The 17,107-nt window shown below is 36.4% G+C and carries 15 protein-coding genes; 11 read left to right on the plus strand and 4 right to left on the minus strand.

Annotated elements, in window-relative coordinates:
• The first annotated feature begins 75 nt into the window (after window positions 1-75).
• The 5 genes from tilS (at window position 76) to AN34_RS04120 (ending at window position 4,450) form a co-directional block, all read left to right on the plus strand.
• On the plus strand, window positions 76-1,404 hold the full coding sequence (tilS, locus tag AN34_RS04100; RefSeq protein WP_029282616.1) for a tRNA lysidine(34) synthetase TilS: 1,329 nt from the start codon (window positions 76-78) through the stop codon (window positions 1,402-1,404).
• A 3-nt stretch (window positions 1,405-1,407) separates the two neighbouring features.
• Window positions 1,408-1,896: a hypothetical protein gene (locus AN34_RS04105; protein WP_029282618.1), complete on the plus strand. Its 489-nt coding sequence runs from the start codon at window positions 1,408-1,410 to the stop codon at window positions 1,894-1,896.
• A gap of 185 nt (window positions 1,897-2,081) precedes the next feature.
• Window positions 2,082-2,480, plus strand: coding sequence for a GxxExxY protein (locus AN34_RS04110; protein WP_029282620.1), 399 nt, complete (start codon window positions 2,082-2,084; stop codon window positions 2,478-2,480).
• 184 nt (window positions 2,481-2,664) lie between these two features.
• Complete coding sequence (gene bshA, locus AN34_RS04115; protein WP_029282622.1) at window positions 2,665-3,804, plus strand: N-acetyl-alpha-D-glucosaminyl L-malate synthase BshA; 1,140 nt, start codon at window positions 2,665-2,667, stop codon at window positions 3,802-3,804.
• A gap of 199 nt (window positions 3,805-4,003) precedes the next feature.
• Window positions 4,004-4,450, plus strand: a complete 447-nt coding sequence (locus AN34_RS04120) for a KTSC domain-containing protein (RefSeq protein WP_029282624.1) — start codon at window positions 4,004-4,006, stop codon at window positions 4,448-4,450.
• Window positions 4,451-4,652: 202 nt separating this feature from the next.
• On the opposite strand, the gene AN34_RS04125 is transcribed toward AN34_RS04120, so the two are convergent.
• The gene (locus AN34_RS04125) at window positions 4,653-5,765 is read right to left on the minus strand and encodes a lactonase family protein (RefSeq protein WP_029282626.1); all 1,113 of its coding nucleotides are present in this window, start codon (window positions 5,763-5,765) and stop codon (window positions 4,653-4,655) included.
• A gap of 105 nt (window positions 5,766-5,870) precedes the next feature.
• Window positions 5,871-7,460 (minus strand): pseudouridine synthase, encoded by a 1,590-nt coding sequence (locus tag AN34_RS04130; protein WP_029282628.1) that lies wholly within the window; start codon window positions 7,458-7,460, stop codon window positions 5,871-5,873.
• Window positions 7,461-7,725: 265 nt separating this feature from the next.
• On the opposite strand from AN34_RS04130, the gene AN34_RS04135 reads away from it, so the two are divergent.
• Window positions 7,726-8,511: a lytic transglycosylase domain-containing protein gene (locus AN34_RS04135; RefSeq protein WP_036676539.1), complete on the plus strand. Its 786-nt coding sequence runs from the start codon at window positions 7,726-7,728 to the stop codon at window positions 8,509-8,511.
• Window positions 8,512-8,698: 187 nt separating this feature from the next.
• Window positions 8,699-9,742 (plus strand): ferredoxin--NADP reductase, encoded by a 1,044-nt coding sequence (locus AN34_RS04145; RefSeq protein ID WP_029282634.1) that lies wholly within the window; start codon window positions 8,699-8,701, stop codon window positions 9,740-9,742.
• Between the two features lie 40 nt (window positions 9,743-9,782).
• Here the strand turns inward: AN34_RS04145 and AN34_RS04150 are convergent, their stop codons facing one another.
• Window positions 9,783-10,199: a PIN domain-containing protein gene (locus AN34_RS04150; RefSeq protein ID WP_029282636.1), complete on the minus strand. Its 417-nt coding sequence runs from the start codon at window positions 10,197-10,199 to the stop codon at window positions 9,783-9,785.
• Window positions 10,196-10,444, minus strand: coding sequence for a DUF6364 family protein (locus tag AN34_RS04155; protein ID WP_029282638.1), 249 nt, complete (start codon window positions 10,442-10,444; stop codon window positions 10,196-10,198). Before AN34_RS04155 ends, AN34_RS04150 begins: the two co-directional genes overlap by 4 nt.
• Window positions 10,445-10,610: 166 nt before the next feature.
• On the opposite strand from AN34_RS04155, the gene AN34_RS04160 reads away from it, so the two are divergent.
• From AN34_RS04160 to AN34_RS04175, 4 genes are all read left to right on the plus strand, one after another.
• Window positions 10,611-11,570, plus strand: a complete 960-nt coding sequence (locus AN34_RS04160) for a hypothetical protein (protein ID WP_029282640.1) — start codon at window positions 10,611-10,613, stop codon at window positions 11,568-11,570.
• Between the two features lie 112 nt (window positions 11,571-11,682).
• The gene (gene uvrA / locus AN34_RS04165; protein ID WP_082468317.1) at window positions 11,683-14,628 is read left to right on the plus strand and encodes an excinuclease ABC subunit UvrA; all 2,946 of its coding nucleotides are present in this window, start codon (window positions 11,683-11,685) and stop codon (window positions 14,626-14,628) included.
• 90 nt (window positions 14,629-14,718) lie between these two features.
• Window positions 14,719-15,486, plus strand: a complete 768-nt coding sequence (locus AN34_RS04170) for a TatD family hydrolase (RefSeq protein WP_029282644.1) — start codon at window positions 14,719-14,721, stop codon at window positions 15,484-15,486.
• A 474-nt stretch (window positions 15,487-15,960) separates the two neighbouring features.
• On the plus strand, window positions 15,961-16,980 hold the full coding sequence (locus AN34_RS04175; RefSeq protein WP_029282646.1) for an asparaginase: 1,020 nt from the start codon (window positions 15,961-15,963) through the stop codon (window positions 16,978-16,980).
• Window positions 16,981-17,107 lie beyond the last annotated feature (127 nt).

Consider the following 17,107-nt stretch of genomic DNA (forward strand, 5'->3'; position numbering starts at 1 on the left):
TTTTTTGCACCCTACAAAGTTAGTTTTTTGTTCCGAACGTTCGGAATACCAGTTAAAATTAAATATTTTTGGTGGATGTTACCCTTATCTCAATTTCAGGATTTTATTCAGCAACACGAGTTGTTTGCCAGTGGTAACAAGATTCTTTTAGCCGTTAGCGGAGGAAAAGATTCTGTATTGATGTTGCATCTCTTTAAGGCAATAGGCGTTAATATTGGCGTGGCACATTGTAATTTTAATCTCCGGGCAGATGAGGCACAGCGCGACGAAAATTTCGTTAAATTACTTGCTGAAACCCTTGATCTCCCATTTCATATAACGCATTTTGATACTAAAAAATATGCTGTTGAAAATAAAATTTCTACGCAGATGGCTGCCCGTGATTTGCGTTACACCTGGTTTGAAGAAATTAGGGTTGCAAATCAATACGATTATATAGCTTTGGCCCATCACCAGAATGATGCCATTGAGACGGTAATGATGAATCTCATTCGTGGAACAGGTATCAGCGGTTTGCATGGTATCTTACCAAAAAGAAATCATTTGATTCGTCCATTACTCTTTTTAAACAGTGAGCAGATTGAAAGTATTGTAACTAAAGAAAATATTTCCTTTGTGGAAGACAGTTCTAATTTAAGCACACATTATACCCGGAATAAACTTCGGCTACAGGTGATTCCGCATTTGAAGGAAATTAATCCAAATCTCGAAAAAACCTTTGCAGATAATATAGCCCGCTTTGCCGAACTGGAAAACTTCCTGGATCTGGAAGTGGCTAAATTACAGAATAACATTTTAATTAGAAAGACGGATGGCCTATATATAGCTTTGGATGAGATTGCAAAATTAAAGCCTCAAAAACTCCTTTTATATGAATTGCTTAAGCCTTATCATTTTACGGAGCATGTAGTAGAAGAGATTATAGTAAGTTTGACAGCCTTAAGCGGAACGCATTTTTTCAGTTCTACCCATCAGGCCGTTATCAACAGGAACGATTTAGTCATTATTGAAAAGAATACAGATGTCCTTTTAAATGAATTTATTCATCCTGCAACAAAGAGAATTAGTTTTGGCGGGCATACCATTTCCTTAACTTATAGTACGGTAACAAAATTTGAAATGAATGTAGCCAAGGCTTTCGTAAATGCAGATCAACTCATTTTTCCTTTAGTGGTGAGAAAATGGCAAAATGGCGATAAATTTATTCCGTTAGGAATGCACATGCCCAAAAAAGTAAGTGATTTTTTTATTAACGAGAAAGTTCCGGTACACATCAAGCACAGTACGCCTATCTTAATCAATGGTAATGGGGATATTATATGGATTGCAGGAATGCGACAGGATAATCGATATAAATTAACTACTGCAACAAAAAAAGTTGCTATATTCGAACTCGAAAATTAATCAGTGGAAAGTAAATACGCCTATATCGAAAAACAGTACATTGGTCGGGATTATGTTCGCATTTTCATCAGATTAATTATGGCTGCATTCTGCTTTGCAGCCTATGTTTACGAGCGCGACCGCGATAATACACAAGATCTTTTCTTAGTGGTTGGCTTTGGAATCATCGGTGTTTCCATGCTGCTGCTCTTTCTTATTCAATACAAAATTGTTGTAGACAATGGCAGTATGATTCTAGATGGTTTGTGGACAACCAAGCGCGTAAAAATAGATTTAAATAGCATTGTTGATGTGCGTAAAGCCACTTATAGCCGTTATTTTTTCAATAATCCGGTATACAATCTTCATACAAAAGGAACCATTCGTTTTTACTCTTCGGGTAAAGATGCTGTGGTGTTAACCGATCGTGATGGTTTAGAATACTTCATTGGTACCCAAAGGCCGAACGAACTTTTCCTGGTGATTAAGGAAGAGATGAGAAATTTGAAATAATTAAGGTGAGGCATTATTTGCCCAATATTCTTTTATTTTCCCCACTGTTACTTTTTATTTATTGTTTTCCACATTGCCAGGTAATTTTTCATTTATGGCATTTGAATTATTGAAGGAGCATAGCAGAGGCATTTAGCCTGCTGCAAATTTAGCCGCAAATTGGCAGATTCATTAGCGAATTTAATATGAGTAATCACTTCAATGTAGATGATTATCCTTTTCAAGAAGAGTGTTATATAGTAATCGGTATAGCAATGGAAATTCATAGGATTTTAGGTAAAGGTTTTTCAGAAATTGTTTATAAAGATGCCTTTGAATATGAATTAACCTCCAGAGGCATTGGGTATGAAAGGGAAAAAAGATTTGTAGTCAATTACAAAAGCATTGTCCTTAAACATCAATTCTATGCCGATTTTGTAATTGATAATAAATTAATTCTTGAAATCAAATCCAGTAATGGAATCGTAGATGCTTATTATGCTCAGGTTTTGAATTATCTCACCATATCGAAGCTTAAAGTTGGGCTAATCATTAACTTCAATGATAAATCATTACAGTATAAACGCATTATAAAAACTAAATAAGCATACACTTTAGCTATTTATAATTTAAAATAAATTGCCAGATTCAACATACGCTATAATTTTTTTTTAGAAAACGTAATCTGCGAATCTGCGGCCTAACCTTCCAAAGTTTTTATTGCAATATCCCGACACATATTATAGATTAAAATCGGCTACATTTGTGGCAACAACAACGCATTTATAAATGAAGATAGGAATTGTTTGCTACCCAACCTTTGGTGGTAGTGGAGTAGTTGCAACTGAGCTTGGAAAAGCACTTGCAAATGAAGGGCACCAGGTTCATTTTATCACATATAGCCAGCCAGCCAGACTGGATTTTTTCTCCGCAAATTTATTTTATCATGAAGTATCGGTAAGAGATTATCCGCTCTTTAATTATGCACCATATGAATCGGCGCTAGCCAGCAAGCTGGTTGATGTAGTTCGTTTTGAGAAATTGGATGTTCTTCACGTACATTATGCCATTCCACATGCTTCTGCGGCTTTTATGGCTAAGCAGATTTTGGCAAGTTATGGTATTCATATCCCCGTTGTAACTACGCTGCATGGAACAGATATTACGCTGGTTGGTAAAGATCCAACTTACAAGCCGGTAGTTACTTTTTCCATTAACCAAAGCGATGGCGTAACTACGGTTTCTGATGATTTAAAAGAAGATACCTATAGTCATTTTGAAATTAAGAAAGAGATCAAGGTAATTCCTAATTTTATTGATTTTAATCGCTTCAGTTTACAGGCTAAGGATCATTTTAAGAAAGCGATTGCGCCAAATAATGAGCGAATCCTGATTCATACCTCGAACTTTAGGAAAGTAAAACGAACAGCTGATGTGATTAGGATTTTTGAAAAGGTACAGGCTGTAATCCCGTCAAAATTATTAATGGTGGGTGATGGGCCAGAACGTGCTTATGATGAACAGCTTTGTAGAAGTTTAAATATTGGAGAAAATGTGCGTTTCTTAGGAAAGCAAGATGCTGTAGAAGAAATTTTGTCTGTTTCAGATTTGTTCCTAATGCCTTCAGAGTCGGAAAGCTTTGGCTTAGCTGCATTAGAAGCAATGGCCTGTAAAGTGCCTGCAATTACGACCAACGCTGGTGGTTTGCCAGAATTAAATGTAGATGGTTTTTGTGGTTATATGAGTAATGTTGGTGATGTAGAATCGATGGCGGCAAATGCCATATCCATTTTAAAAGATGATGCAACTTTAAAGCAGTTTAAAGATAACGCATTTACAAGAGCGCAGGATTTTGATCTGAAAAAGATTCTGCCATCCTATGTGGAGTTTTATAAAGAAGTGATAGAAAATTCCTTGCAGCAATCATAATTAAATGATATTTATAAAAAATCTTGAGTCGTCGGTTTACCCGGCGACTTTTTTTTATGAATACAAATTTTCAGAAATATTCGATATAAGAATAAAAATATTTTGATTAATATTCAGTGTGTAAGATTCTTATAAAGAAATCATTATCAAATTAAACTTTCTCAAAATCAAATCATTATAAATCGTACCTTTGCGGCAAATGAAAAAGATAGTAGATTACAGAAAGCTTCTGAACGTAGATAAAACGGCCGAGCTTGCAGCGCTTAAGTCGGTTTACCGCACCCTGATGAAAGAGTATCATCCTGATAAGTTCCAGGTAGAGGAAGAGAAATTAGCAGCAGAAGCTAGAAGTAAAGAAATTATAGAAGCTTACCATTTTCTGGTAAGTATTGCCCCGGAAACCCGTGAGCAAAACATTGAAACTTACAACCAAACCATTACAAATTCTAATATTTTAGATTTTGAGTATAAACAATCGGTTTTAAATATTCAGTTTTTTGATGGAAGTGCTTATGAATACTTTGATGTGCCAAGAGCAATTTACATCAAATTAGTTAATGCAGATTCTCCAGGTCGTTTCGCCCGTCGTCATATCTGTAATTCATTCCCTTATCGTAATGTGGCTAAGGTAGCAGAACCTGCTTAGCTTTTACGAAAAAATATATAGAAAGACTTGCTGAAAAGCAGGTCTTTTTTGTGATAAGAGGAAGAGGGATATAAAGTATAAAAAGGTCCTGAATCAAGTTCAGGATGATGAGGTGGCTATAGCGATTGTTCATAAAAGGCGTTTAGAGCATGAACTATGAACGGTCGTCCTCCTAAGCTTGACTCAGGATCTGTTTTATCACCTATTTATCAAACACTAAACAAACCGGTGCGCCAACATCAATCCTTTTTCCGCTATCCGTTAATTTACCTGTTTTAACATCTCTATTAAAAATCACAACGTTATTGGTATACTGATGGCCTATTAAAAGAAATTTTCCACTTGGATCGATGGTGAAATTTCTTGGTCCTTTACCTAAAGTACTTAATGTTTCTATAAATTTAAGTTTGCCATTTGGAAGAATAGAAAAGGCAGAAATACTATTGGCATCGCCTCTGTTGGTTTCATATAAAAATTTTCCATCTGCAGAAACATGGATATCAGCGGCATCAATAGCACCTTTGAAATCTTTTGCGGTAGTTCCGATTTCCTGTAACTTGGTTAAGTTGCCATTTAAATAACCAAATGCAGTAATGCTCCCGTTAAATTCATGAACCAGGTAAGCAAATTTCCCATTCGGACTAAAAGTAATATGTCTCGGACCTGTACCAGCATTGGTTTTAATAATCGATTTTTCAACAAGGGTTTTGCTTTTCCCGGTCTGATTGTAATTGTAAATATAAGTCCGATCTTCGCCTAGATCATTTACTACTAAATATTGATGATCTGGAGTGAATTTAACCATATGCACATGCGCACTCTTTTGCCTGCCTTTAGGATCAATGCTTTTTCCAGTATGTTGAATCACCTGAATAGCCTCACTTAAAGATCCATCCGTTTTACGTGAAAATACAGCCAAACTGCCGCCGGAGTAATTGGCTACCAGAACATTTTTGTCATCAACAGTGATGAAGCATGGATCTTCTCCATGGCTATTCACTTTATTTAGAAAAGTTAAAATTCCTGTTGCCGCATCATATTTAAAAGCAGTGACTGTGCTTGTTTCACCAGTTTCATTTACAGCATATGCATATTTTTTATCTGGTGAAATAACCAGATAACTTGGATTGGCAATATCTTTTGTAATATTCTTTAATTTTGTATTCCCTATGTTTGAATCAAAATCGTAAGTGTAAATTCCTTCACTTTTACCTGGAGCTGTATAGGTGCCTATAACTAAATTATAGTGATTTTGCTGTGCGAATGCAATGGTTGATAATAAAGACATTAAGAATATTCCGATATATTTTTTCATATGATAATCTACTTTAGCAACAAATATGAGAAAAATATGTTGAGGTAATTCTTAAATTAATTTTCCATTGAAACAAAAAAGGCAACCTTTCGATTGCCTTTTCAATTATTTAATTAAGTGTTTAATCTGGATCAATTCATGATCTTCTAAATAACGCCATCTGCCACGAGGCAAATCTTTCTTCGTTAAATTACCATAAACTACGCGGTCTAATTTATCTACGCTATAACCTAAATGTTCGAAAATACGACGTACAATCCTGTTTTTACCACTGTGAATCTGAATACCGATTTCTTTTTTTGTTCCACCCGATACATAAGAAATGTTATCAGGCTTAATCAATCCATCTTCAAGCTCCAAACCGAAAGCAATTTTGTTCAAATCACCCTGTGATAAGGCTTTATCAAGCTCAACATTGTAAATTTTAGTAATCCCATTTTTCGGATGAGATAATTTATCAGCCAGTTCACCATCATTCGTCATCAACAATAATCCTGTTGTATTGCGATCCAGGCGGCCAACAGGATATATCCGTTCGCGACTAGCCTTATCAACCAATTGCATTACCGTACGGCGTTCCTGCGGATCATCTGTAGTGGTAATGTAGTCTTTTGGTTTGTTAAGCAATACGTAAACTTTTTTCTCACGCTTAAGCAACTCGCCATTGTAGCGAACTAGATCTTTTGATGGATCTACTTTATGACCTAATTCAGTAACAGCTTCGCCATTTACCGTAACTACGCCAGCAGCAATAAGTTCATCAGCCTTACGGCGCGAGCAAATCCCTGCATTGGAAATATATCTGTTTAGGCGAATTAGGCCTTTATCTTCATTTGTTTTACGCGCAGGAGCAATAACAGTTCGCTCAGGGCGGTTAAATTCTATATCTCTTGGTTGTGTCTCCTCACGTTTTCTAAACGGACGAGTGTCGCCTTCTCTTGGTTCTCTAGGTTTTACATCTCTTGAACTTCCAGCACTTGGCTTAAAGTCATCAGTTCTTTCACCTCTCGATTTGTAATCCCTGTATCCGCCTTCTCTAGGTTTGAAGTCACGATCTCCACCTCTTGATTTAAAATCCCTGTCGCCAGTTCTCGGTTTAAAATCTCTCGAATCTCCATCCTTAGACTTGAAGTCTCTATTGCCTGTTCTTGGTTTATAATCTCTTCCTCCACCATCTTTTGATTTAAAGTCTCTATCACCTGTTCTTGGTTTGTAATCTCGTGATCCACCATCTTTTGATTTAAAATCACGATCTCCTGTTCTTGGTTTATAATCTCTAGATCCGCCATCTTTTGATTTAAAGTCACGGTCGCTACTTCTTGATTTATAATCTCTCGCTCCGCCATCTCTTGATTTAAAACCACGATCTTCTGATTTTGAACCAGAATCTTTGGATTTAAATTCACGATCGCCAAACTTAAAGCTTTGAGGTTCCGCATCTTTAGATTTGAAATCTCGTCCGCCTGTTCTCGGTCTTGAATCTTTTCTGTCGCTAAATGATTTTGATTTAAAATCTTTACCCTCTGAACTTCTAGGTCTGAAGTTATCTTTTGAATCGGATGATTTGTTGAATTTGTTGTCTCTGTCGTCTGATCTTTTTCTGTCAGATCCGGCTGAATTATTTCTGCCATCAGTTTTCCGGCTACCCGGTTTGGACTTGTCATCCCGACTGTTCCTGTTGTTTTTATTTATCATGATACGCTTTTAACCGCATCCTGAAATGCGGGCTGCAAATTTATGAAAAAATGGTGAATATTGCAATATTGAGTAGCTGAAAAATCAGACAAAAAAATAGCCTCTAATATAGATAATATCGCTTAAAATTCAAAATCTAAAATCCACGTTTAAAGCGCTTTAGAGGGTGATTTTTATACTTAATTATGTAACTGTTTGATAATGTGCTTATTATTTTTTAGCTTTGCCGACGTTTTTATATAAGTTCACCAAAAAAAGGAGGAAAATGTTAAAGAAACACATCGTACCAATTGCGGTAGTGGTTACACTATTTATGTTGGCAAAAGTGTTCGCTTACCAAATGCCCTTAGCACAAAAAAGTCTTTTAAAAAAAGAACAGTTACACACTACAATACCAACAACTGATAGCCTGAAAGTTGAAAAAAAAGAGGTTAAGCCACAATCTTTAATGGCTCAGTTGAATTTTGCCGATGAAACCCTGCCATTAGGCGATAAAAAGGTGGAACGCAAAATGAAAAAAATCCTTGCCGCACACACTTACGGCAATACGCAAACAAATCGTTTGCATAAAAAGGCAAAAGAATGGTTTCCTGTAATCGAGCCTATTCTTGCTGCTTATGGAATTCCTAATGATTTCAAGTATTTGGCTTTGGTTGAATCTGGAATGGCGGCTGGTGTATCTCCAAAAGGTGCAGCTGGAATATGGCAGTTTATGCCTGGTACAGCTAGATCATACGGCTTAAAAGTGAATGATCAGGTTGATGAACGCTATAATTTGCGTAAATCAACTATAGCAGCCTGTAAATACATCAAAGAAATGTACAAAGGTTTGGAAAGCTGGACGTTAGTGGCTGCGGCTTATAATGTAGGCGATGGCCGTTTACGCAAACAAATTAACAATCAGAATCAGGATAACTATTATAAAATGAGGCTGAACCGGGAAACTGGTCGCTATGTTTATCAGGTGATCTCTATGAAACAGATTGTGGAACATCCGAAACGCTACGGATATCAGAAAAAGCGTGTGTTATTGGCTTATAACGCCAATTAATATAATTAAGATAAAGACAAGCATTTGGTAAGACGTTCCGAGTAATCGGGACGTTTTTTTTATTTCAGGTAAATTGCCCAGATTAATAAGCTTTTGCTGATAATGGGATGTAAAAACTTTCTGCTTTAGTCTTTTAGCTTTAATCTTTCGGCTTTGGCCTTTACGCATTAATCCTTTTCTTTGTACCATGTTTAAACTTCGCATCAATAAGATAATCAATCAACCAGGCGACAATATCACTTTTCAATTCGAAGAAGTAGATCAGGCATATCCTGAATATCTGGCAGGTCAGTTTGTTTCATTGGTTTTCGAAGGAAAAAATAGAGAAGTCCGTAGATCGTATTCGTTCAACAGTTCGCCTGATGTGGATGAACCGCTGGCCATTACCGTTAAAAGGGTTGAGAACGGAGAAATCTCCAGATTTTTGCATCATAAAACCGCTGTAAATGATGTGTTGTTTGCACAGGAGCCCCAAGGATTATTCAGCTATTTACCTAATGAATATGTAGAAAGGGATCTTTTTCTGTTTGCCGCTGGTGTGGGCATTACACCTTTGTTTTCCATTTTAAAAACAGCATTGGTAATAGAGAGAAATTCACTAATCACATTGGTTTATAGTAACCGATCAAAGGAAGATGCCTTATTTTATAATGAGCTTTTAGAATGGCAATCACGGTACCCAGAGAGATTAAAAATCGTGTGGATTTTTAGCAATAGTAAAAACCTGATGACTGCCCGCTTAAACAAGTTTTACATAGAGCAATTAATTAAAACACATTTACATTTCGGTCGCGAACATGCGCTATTCTATACCTGTGGGCCTATTATATATATGGATTTATGCAGGATTACTTTGCTAGGGATGGGCTTCGATTTAAAACAGATCAAAAGAGAAACATTCGTTTTACCAGAAGATGAAATGGATGAAGACGATGGCTCTGAAAAAGTAGTAGATAAAAGCACATATTCGGTCATCTTGAATTTCAATGGCGAAACTTATAATCTGGCAGTTCCATGGCCAAAAAGAATTTTAGATGTTGCGCTTGAAAATAAAATCAAACTCCCTTATAGTTGTAGGGGAGGCGTATGCAGCACTTGCGTAGCCACTTGTACCAAAGGGAATGTTCGGATGGATTATAATGAAGTACTTACCGATGAAGAAATAGAAAGGGGCAGGGTGCTGGTTTGCACTGGTCATCCAACAGAGAATGGAACTACGGTGGAGTGGTAAGTTAGTCTGTTAAACATCAAAACTGTTATTAAATATAGCCTTAGAAGCCAATACTGTTTAAATATTCTTCAGCTGTCATAATTGGAATAGTTGCGTGTTTAAAATCTTTCCCATTTCTGGTGATAATGATGTTGCAATTAGATTGAATTGCTGTGAAATACTGTACGGCATCTTCAAAATCTCTAAAATTTGAATTTAATCCTTTATCAATTATTTCTTCATTAACCTCACATACTTTACAAAGAATTTTAAATTTTCGCAATTTGTTCAATACAGATTCAGAAGGTTCAAACTTGGTTAAAACATATTCAATAGTTGTAAATGATAATGGTGATGCCATTAAAATGATTTTTTTCTGATCAGCCAGTGTAGCAACCTTAGCAATTGAATCAAAAAAAGGAGTCCTTTCTGCCAGTAAATCCAATATAACGTTTGTATCTAAAAATACTCTGATCATTTATGCTTTTTGTCTAAGTAATCTGCACGATCTTTTTTATAGTCATAATCATGAGGTATTTTAATGCCAGAAGTCAGGCTTTTTACAAAAGGTGAAATCTGTAGTTCATCCTTAGTTTTGTTGCTCGTTAAAGCATTAAGATAATTTTCGATTAATCTAGATAAGCTTAATTTTTTATCGGAGGCATATAACTTAGCTTTATTAATAATTTCCTGATCAAGCTTTAATGTGAGTTTAGTATCCATAATCAATATTTTGTACGTACAAATATATGAACTTTAAGGCGTATTGATAATTTTACATACTTTAAATTTTTTTTCTTTTTATTTAAAGTAGGAAATCAAAGTGCTAAATCTTGATAATGATTAGTAAATTACAAAACCATCAATCATCTCCCAACGTTTATATGGTATGATGAAAACTTTATTAACGTTTGCTTTTTCTTTTCTGTGTTTTCATCTCCTTGCGCAAGATTCCCTTATCACTAGAAAAGAGTCTGCCAATACGGAATATATAAATCTCTACAAAGAAAATGCTGATTTCTCTTATACTGCTCCAGCCGGAGAATTAGGTGCGCCATCAAAATATGTCATTAATGGGAGGTTGACCACTACCTATATGCTGCTGGGAAGTTATAAATCACCCATAGCCTTCGCCATTATTCCAGATTTTACGGTTCGGGTAAGAAATGAGTTTTCTGCAGGTGTGCGCACGCCAAGTTATCGCCTCGGCGGTGCCTTATATGCAAGGCTAAATGCCAACCCTGAAAATTATCAATACGGTGAACTGGCCTTTACCCATCATTCTAATGGCCAGGATCAGGATGCTTTAAATACAGATGGCACAGTAAATACGCTCACGGGAAACTTCAATGCCAATTATTTAACGGCATCTTATCGTTTCGGACATTTAACGGAAACAGATGCAGATGAAAGTTATTATTCCTTTAACCATCGTATAGGTTTACAGTGGTATAAGTTTTTTAGGTATGAACCTGCGCTGGATCTGGGCTTTGGATTCACAAGAATCTTATACAATTTCTCCTGGCGAAAATATGGTCAGATAGAAAGAAATGCAAGAAATAAACCGAAAGTTAAAACCGAGAAAGAAACCTGGCGTTTAAATACAGAGGTTTCTTATGCGGTAAATAAAATTCCTGCAAAGAATTTGGCAAATCTTCAAAAGCGGTTAAATGCTGAAATAAATTTTAATTATAGTCTTCCATTTATGAATAATGTGTTTTTAATGGCTGCAGTCGGTTATTATGGCGAAGATAATTACAACATCTATTTTCAGGATCATTATGGTTATTTACGTTTTGGATTATCATCTGGTTTCTTAAGAAATAGAAGTAAGCATTATGACAATTAATCCTTAATGCAGTTTGAGTTACACTTTCATTTTGATAAAATTTTTAGCATTTTTGCGGATTGAAATCCGGCTATTTCACTAGCTAAATTTCTCCTCAACTTTTAAATAAAATATGAGCAATAAATCTATCGACCTCGGCGAGCAAAAAGATGTAGAAGTATATGGTGCGAGGGTACATAATTTAAAAAATATAGATGTTAGTTTCCCCCGCAACCAGTTGGTGGTTATTACTGGTTTAAGTGGTAGCGGGAAATCTTCTTTGGCTTTTGATACCATTTATGCTGAAGGCCAGCGACGCTATATGGAAACATTTAGTGCTTACAGCCGCCAGTTTATGGGTGGCATGGAACGCCCTGATGTAGATAAGGTTTCGGGTTTAAGTCCTGTAATTGCCATTGAACAAAAAACAACCAGTAAAAACCCACGTTCAACTGTTGGTACCATTACGGAGATTTACGATTTTATGCGCTTATTGTACGCCCGTGTAGCAGATGCTTTTTCATACAATACCGGAGAGAAGATGGAGCGCATGAGTGAAGATCAGATTCTGCAAAACATTTTTAATAAGTTCGACGGTACGGCTGTAAATATCCTGGCACCTGTAGTAAAAGGGAGGAAAGGGCATTACCGTGAACTCTTCGAGCAAATCCGTAAGCAAGGTTATGTAAAAGTTCGTGTAGATGGAGAAATTAAAGATATTACGGCCAAAATGCAGGTCGATCGTTATAAAATTCATGATATTGAAGTGGTTATTGATCGCCTGATTGTTGATGATAAAGATAAAAAGCGTTTGTTAGATTCCGTTCAAACGGCCATGAAGATGGGTAAGGGAGTGATTAAAATTAGTGATAAGGATAATCATGTTGCTCATTTTAGTAAATTTCTGATGTGCCCAACTACGGGGATTTCTTACGATGAACCACAACCAAATAGTTTTTCGTTTAACTCTCCTTATGGGGCATGCGACCGTTGTGATGGTTTAGGTTATATTTTTGTGGTTGATAAGGAATCCGTAATGCCAAATCCTAAGCTGAGTATTCTAAATGGTGGCCTGGCGCCGTTAGGCGAATATCGGGATATCTGGATGTTTCAGGTATTGAAATCATTGGCTAAAAAATACAGCTTTTCTTTATCTACGCCGATTGAAAAATTAAGCGATGAAGTCATCAATATTATTTTAAATGGCTCACCAGATCTGATTAAGGTAGAAGTTGAATACAACAAATGGAACGTTCAAAACTATAACATTACTTTCGATGGCATCATTAAAATGCTGGAAGAGCAGAACGAAAAGCGAAGTGAATCTGCATCTGATGATATGGATGCTTTCCGCAAGTTAAAAACATGCCCTGAATGCCATGGTGCCCGCTTAAAAAAGGAAAGCCTTCATTTTAAAGTTGATGGTAAGAATATTTTTGAACTTTCTTCCATGGATATTAATAACCTCTTTAAATGGTTTGAACATGTTGATGAGCGTCTCTCTGATCGCCAGAACATCATTGCAAAAGAAATTTTAAAAGAAATTAAAGCCCGGATTGGTTTTTTAACGGATGTGGGGTTAACTTATTTAACTTTAGACAGAACAGCACGTACCCTTTCTGGTGGCGAGGCACAACGGATTCGTTTAGCTACCCAAATTGGCTCTCAATTGATGAATGTAATGTACATTTTGGATGAGCCCAGTATTGGTTTGCACCAGCGTGATAACGAAAGGTTAATAAATGCCCTGAAAAATCTTCGTGACTTGGGGAACACTGTCTTAGTAGTGGAACATGATAAGGACATGATTCTGGAAGCTGATTGGGTAATTGATGTTGGCCCCGGAGCAGGTATTCATGGCGGGACAGTAGTAGCAGAGGGCACTGCAGCACAAATTTTAAAATCTAATACCTTAACTGCAGCCTATTTAAACGGCGATAAGAAAATTGAAACTCCAAAAGTTAGGAGAAAGGGTAATGGCCATAAGTTATCCATCACTAAGGCTACCGGACATAATTTAAAGGAAGTTTCTGTTGATTTTCCGCTGGGTAAGTTTATTGCCGTTACTGGTGTATCTGGTTCAGGGAAATCAAGCTTAATCACCGAAACCTTATATCCGATTTTGAATCATCATTTTTTCAGGGCTAAAAAGACACCGCTTCCATACGAGAAAATCACGGGTTTAAAAGAAATTGATAAGGTAATTGAAATTGATCAGGCACCTATTGGCAGAACACCGCGTTCTAATCCTTCTACTTACACTGGCGTTTTCTCAGATATCAGGAATCTTTTTGTGCAATTGCCTGAAGCCAAAATACGGGGCTATAAACCTGGTCGCTTTTCTTTCAATGTAAAAGGAGGAAGGTGTGAAACCTGTCAGGGAGCTGGACTAAAAGTGATTGAGATGAATTTCTTGCCTGATGTACAGGTTCCATGTGAAGAGTGTGGTGGTAAAAGATATAACCGCGAAACTTTAGAGGTTCGTTTTCGTGGGAAATCAATTAGTGATGTACTGGATATGAGTATTGAAGACGCCTGCGTTTTCTTTGAAAATATTCCGATTATATACAGGAAAATAAAAACCCTGAAAGATGTAGGTTTAGGCTACATCACTTTAGGGCAATCATCAGTAACTTTATCAGGCGGGGAAGCACAAAGAGTTAAACTGGCCACTGAGTTATCTAAAAAAGACACTGGAAAAACATTCTATATTTTAGATGAACCTACCACCGGATTGCATTTTGAAGATATTAATGTACTTCTGGGGGTGTTGCAGGAATTGGTAGAAAAGGGAAATACCATTTTGGTTATTGAGCATAATTTAGATGTAGTTAAAGTTGCAGACTGGGTGATTGATTTGGGAGAAGAAGGTGGAGTAGGCGGCGGAAGAATCCTTTTCGAAGGAACACCCGAAGGTTTAATTCAGAATCCAATCAGCCTAACAGGAAAGTTTTTGAAAAAAGAAATGGCTTTTGAACTTGGGGTAGGTAGTCAAGAGTCCGAAATCGATAGTCAGGAGTCTGAAGTCAAAAAATCTAAAACTACAAAACCTAAGATTTCAAAAACAACAAAGAAATAGTTAGACCATAGTCTTTATACTCACTACTTTATACTCGCTACTTGATACTCACTACTTGATAATAAACACCTCCTACTCGATATTAAAAACATGACCTTCACCGATACCCATACCCATTTATATTATGAGCAAGATGCTGAAAAGCAGGCGCAGTTGATGGACCGCTGTTTTGAAAATGATGTGAACAGGTTATTCTTGCCAAATGTGGATTTAAAATCAATCGCGATGATTGATGACCTGGTGAATAAATATCCTGAAAACTGTTTTGCTATGGCCGGCCTTCATCCTTGTGATGTAAAGGAAGATTATTTAGCTGTAATGGATGAAATTTATAATAGCATTCCGAATCGAAAAATTTATGCTATTGGTGAAATTGGCATTGATTTATATTGGGATAAAACGACTTTGGCCATTCAGCAAGACGCTTTTCGCAAGCAAATTGCCTGGGCGAAAGATTTAGGGTTACCCATTGTGATTCATTGTCGGGAAGCATTTGAAGAAGTTTTTGAAGTGCTGGAAAGTGAACGTAATGAAAAGTTGCGGGGCATATTTCATTGTTTTACAGGAAATGTTGAACAGGCAAGACAAGCCATTGATCTGAACTTTTATTTAGGAATTGGTGGTGTAGTGACCTATAAAAAAGCAGGATTAGATCTAGTTTTGAGTGAAATCTCCTTACCAAATCTGGTATTGGAAACCGATTCGCCTTATCTCGCGCCGGTTCCTTTTCGAGGTAAACCGAACGAAAGTAGTTATCTGATTTATATAGCTGAAAAACTGGCTGATATTTATGGAGTTTCTATTGAAGAAATAGCAAATATTACCACAGAAAACTCAAAGAAAATTTTCGGGGTTTAATGTTATCAAAGTGTCTCCAGCAGATTTAGTTGGTTTTTTTGGAAAGTTGTGATTGTTTAAATTTACTCAATACTTGTTTTAATGGTTCCTGAAATAAATTCACGAGGGCGAGGCGATAAAAGCAATTTTTGTTTGGATTTAATCATAAATCGTATGCGCTCTTGTTGCTGAATGGTTAGTTTTAGGAGTGAGAAAGTCGTCATTGCGAAGCCAATTTTTCATTGGATGAAGCAATCTTTTTAGCAGCTTTCCTTCGCATGAAATATTGCTTCTTCGTTCCTCCTTACAATGACGATTTTTTTATTTTCATCTGTTGTTTATAGTTCCATTCAGTATAAACGTTACTGAAACATTTATTGTTAAAATGGCAATAAAGTAAATTGATTAAGTCATTTCGCCTGATTTTTAACATTAAAAAGCCCTTTAAATTGAAATTCTTTTAGTTTCTTTGTGAAGAGCAACTGAACCAACCAAATGACGAAAATCCTGATTATTTACACCGGTGGAACCATCGGCATGGTAAACGATCCCAGCAATGGGATGTTAATTCCTTTCGATTTCGAACAGATTAAAGAAAATGTACCTGAACTGTCCCGATTAGATTATCAGCTGGAAGTTCACTCCTTTAACCCTGTTTTAGATTCATCCAATATGGATCCCGAAATCTGGAAGACATTGGCAGAACTTATTTACAGTAAGTATGATCTTTATGATGGATTCGTAATTCTTCATGGATCAGATACCATGGCTTTTACAGCATCTGCATTAAGTTTTATGCTCGAAAATCTGGATAAAGCGGTAGTGTTAACAGGTTCACAGCTACCCATTGGTGAAATCAGGACGGATGCAAAGGAGAATTTGATTACAGCTTTAGAAATTGCTGCCACTAAAGAAAATGGCAAGTCGTTATTCCCTGAAGTTTGTATTTATTTTGACGCACAGCTATTTAGGGGAAATCGCTCCATAAAATACAATAGCGAAAAGTTTGAAGCTTTCCGATCACCTAATTATCCGGTATTAGCTGAAGCGGGTGTGCATATGCAGTTTAATACAAATTATGTAATGAAAGCGCCAAAAGATAAGTTGATCCTGCATACTAAGTTCAACTCTAATATCGGTGTACTTAAATTGTATCCTGGCATCACGCCGCAAGCTGTTACAGCAATAACAGATTCAAAGGTCGATGCCATTATTTTAGAAGCTTTTGGTTCTGGTAACACTACAACAGCCCAATGGTTTTTAGATGCACTTCGTCAGGCCATTTTAAATGGAAAAATTATTATTGATATATCACAGTGTAAAAAAGGTTCTGTACAGTTAGGTAGGTACGAAACGAGTCGCGAACTGTTAAAAATGGGTATTGTAAGCGGTTACGATCTTACTTTTGAATCGGCCGTTACAAAACTAATGTTTGTTCTTGGCCTTGGTTTACCACTTGAACAGAGTCGCAAACTAATGGATGAATCATTGCGAGGAGAGTTGACAAAGGATTAATATTTTATTGATCAGGCTATCTTTTTGGCTAATACTTCCTTTCATGAACAATTCTTGTCGATTAAGGTAAAACTTCTGCAATTATGATGCTTCTCATTTTAGTTATTCGTATTTAGCCCTATTTTTG

This window comes from Pedobacter sp. R20-19 (assembly GCF_000708265.2).
In the GTDB taxonomy this organism is placed as follows: domain Bacteria; phylum Bacteroidota; class Bacteroidia; order Sphingobacteriales; family Sphingobacteriaceae; genus Pedobacter.

Bases quoted from the DNA above. Each gene is read 5' to 3' on its own strand.
- AN34_RS04120 (WP_029282624.1), top strand. From the start codon at position 4,004: ATGAAAAAGATAGTAGATTACAGAAAGCTTCTGAACGTAGATAAAACG.
- AN34_RS04135 (WP_036676539.1), top strand. From the start codon at position 7,726: ATGTTAAAGAAACACATCGTACCAATTGCGGTAGTGGTTACACTATTT.
- AN34_RS04170 (WP_029282644.1), top strand. From the start codon at position 14,719: ATGACCTTCACCGATACCCATACCCATTTATATTATGAGCAAGATGCT.
- tilS (WP_029282616.1), top strand. From the start codon at position 76: ATGTTACCCTTATCTCAATTTCAGGATTTTATTCAGCAACACGAGTTG.
- AN34_RS04110 (WP_029282620.1), top strand. From the start codon at position 2,082: ATGAGTAATCACTTCAATGTAGATGATTATCCTTTTCAAGAAGAGTGT.
- AN34_RS04160 (WP_029282640.1), top strand. From the start codon at position 10,611: ATGATGAAAACTTTATTAACGTTTGCTTTTTCTTTTCTGTGTTTTCAT.
- AN34_RS04150 (WP_029282636.1), bottom strand. From the start codon at position 10,199: ATGATCAGAGTATTTTTAGATACAAACGTTATATTGGATTTACTGGCA.
- AN34_RS04130 (WP_029282628.1), bottom strand. From the start codon at position 7,460: ATGATAAATAAAAACAACAGGAACAGTCGGGATGACAAGTCCAAACCG.
- AN34_RS04175 (WP_029282646.1), top strand. From the start codon at position 15,961: ATGACGAAAATCCTGATTATTTACACCGGTGGAACCATCGGCATGGTA.
- AN34_RS04155 (WP_029282638.1), bottom strand. From the start codon at position 10,444: ATGGATACTAAACTCACATTAAAGCTTGATCAGGAAATTATTAATAAA.
- AN34_RS04145 (WP_029282634.1), top strand. From the start codon at position 8,699: ATGTTTAAACTTCGCATCAATAAGATAATCAATCAACCAGGCGACAAT.
- uvrA (WP_082468317.1), top strand. From the start codon at position 11,683: ATGAGCAATAAATCTATCGACCTCGGCGAGCAAAAAGATGTAGAAGTA.
- bshA (WP_029282622.1), top strand. From the start codon at position 2,665: ATGAAGATAGGAATTGTTTGCTACCCAACCTTTGGTGGTAGTGGAGTA.
- AN34_RS04125 (WP_029282626.1), bottom strand. From the start codon at position 5,765: ATGAAAAAATATATCGGAATATTCTTAATGTCTTTATTATCAACCATT.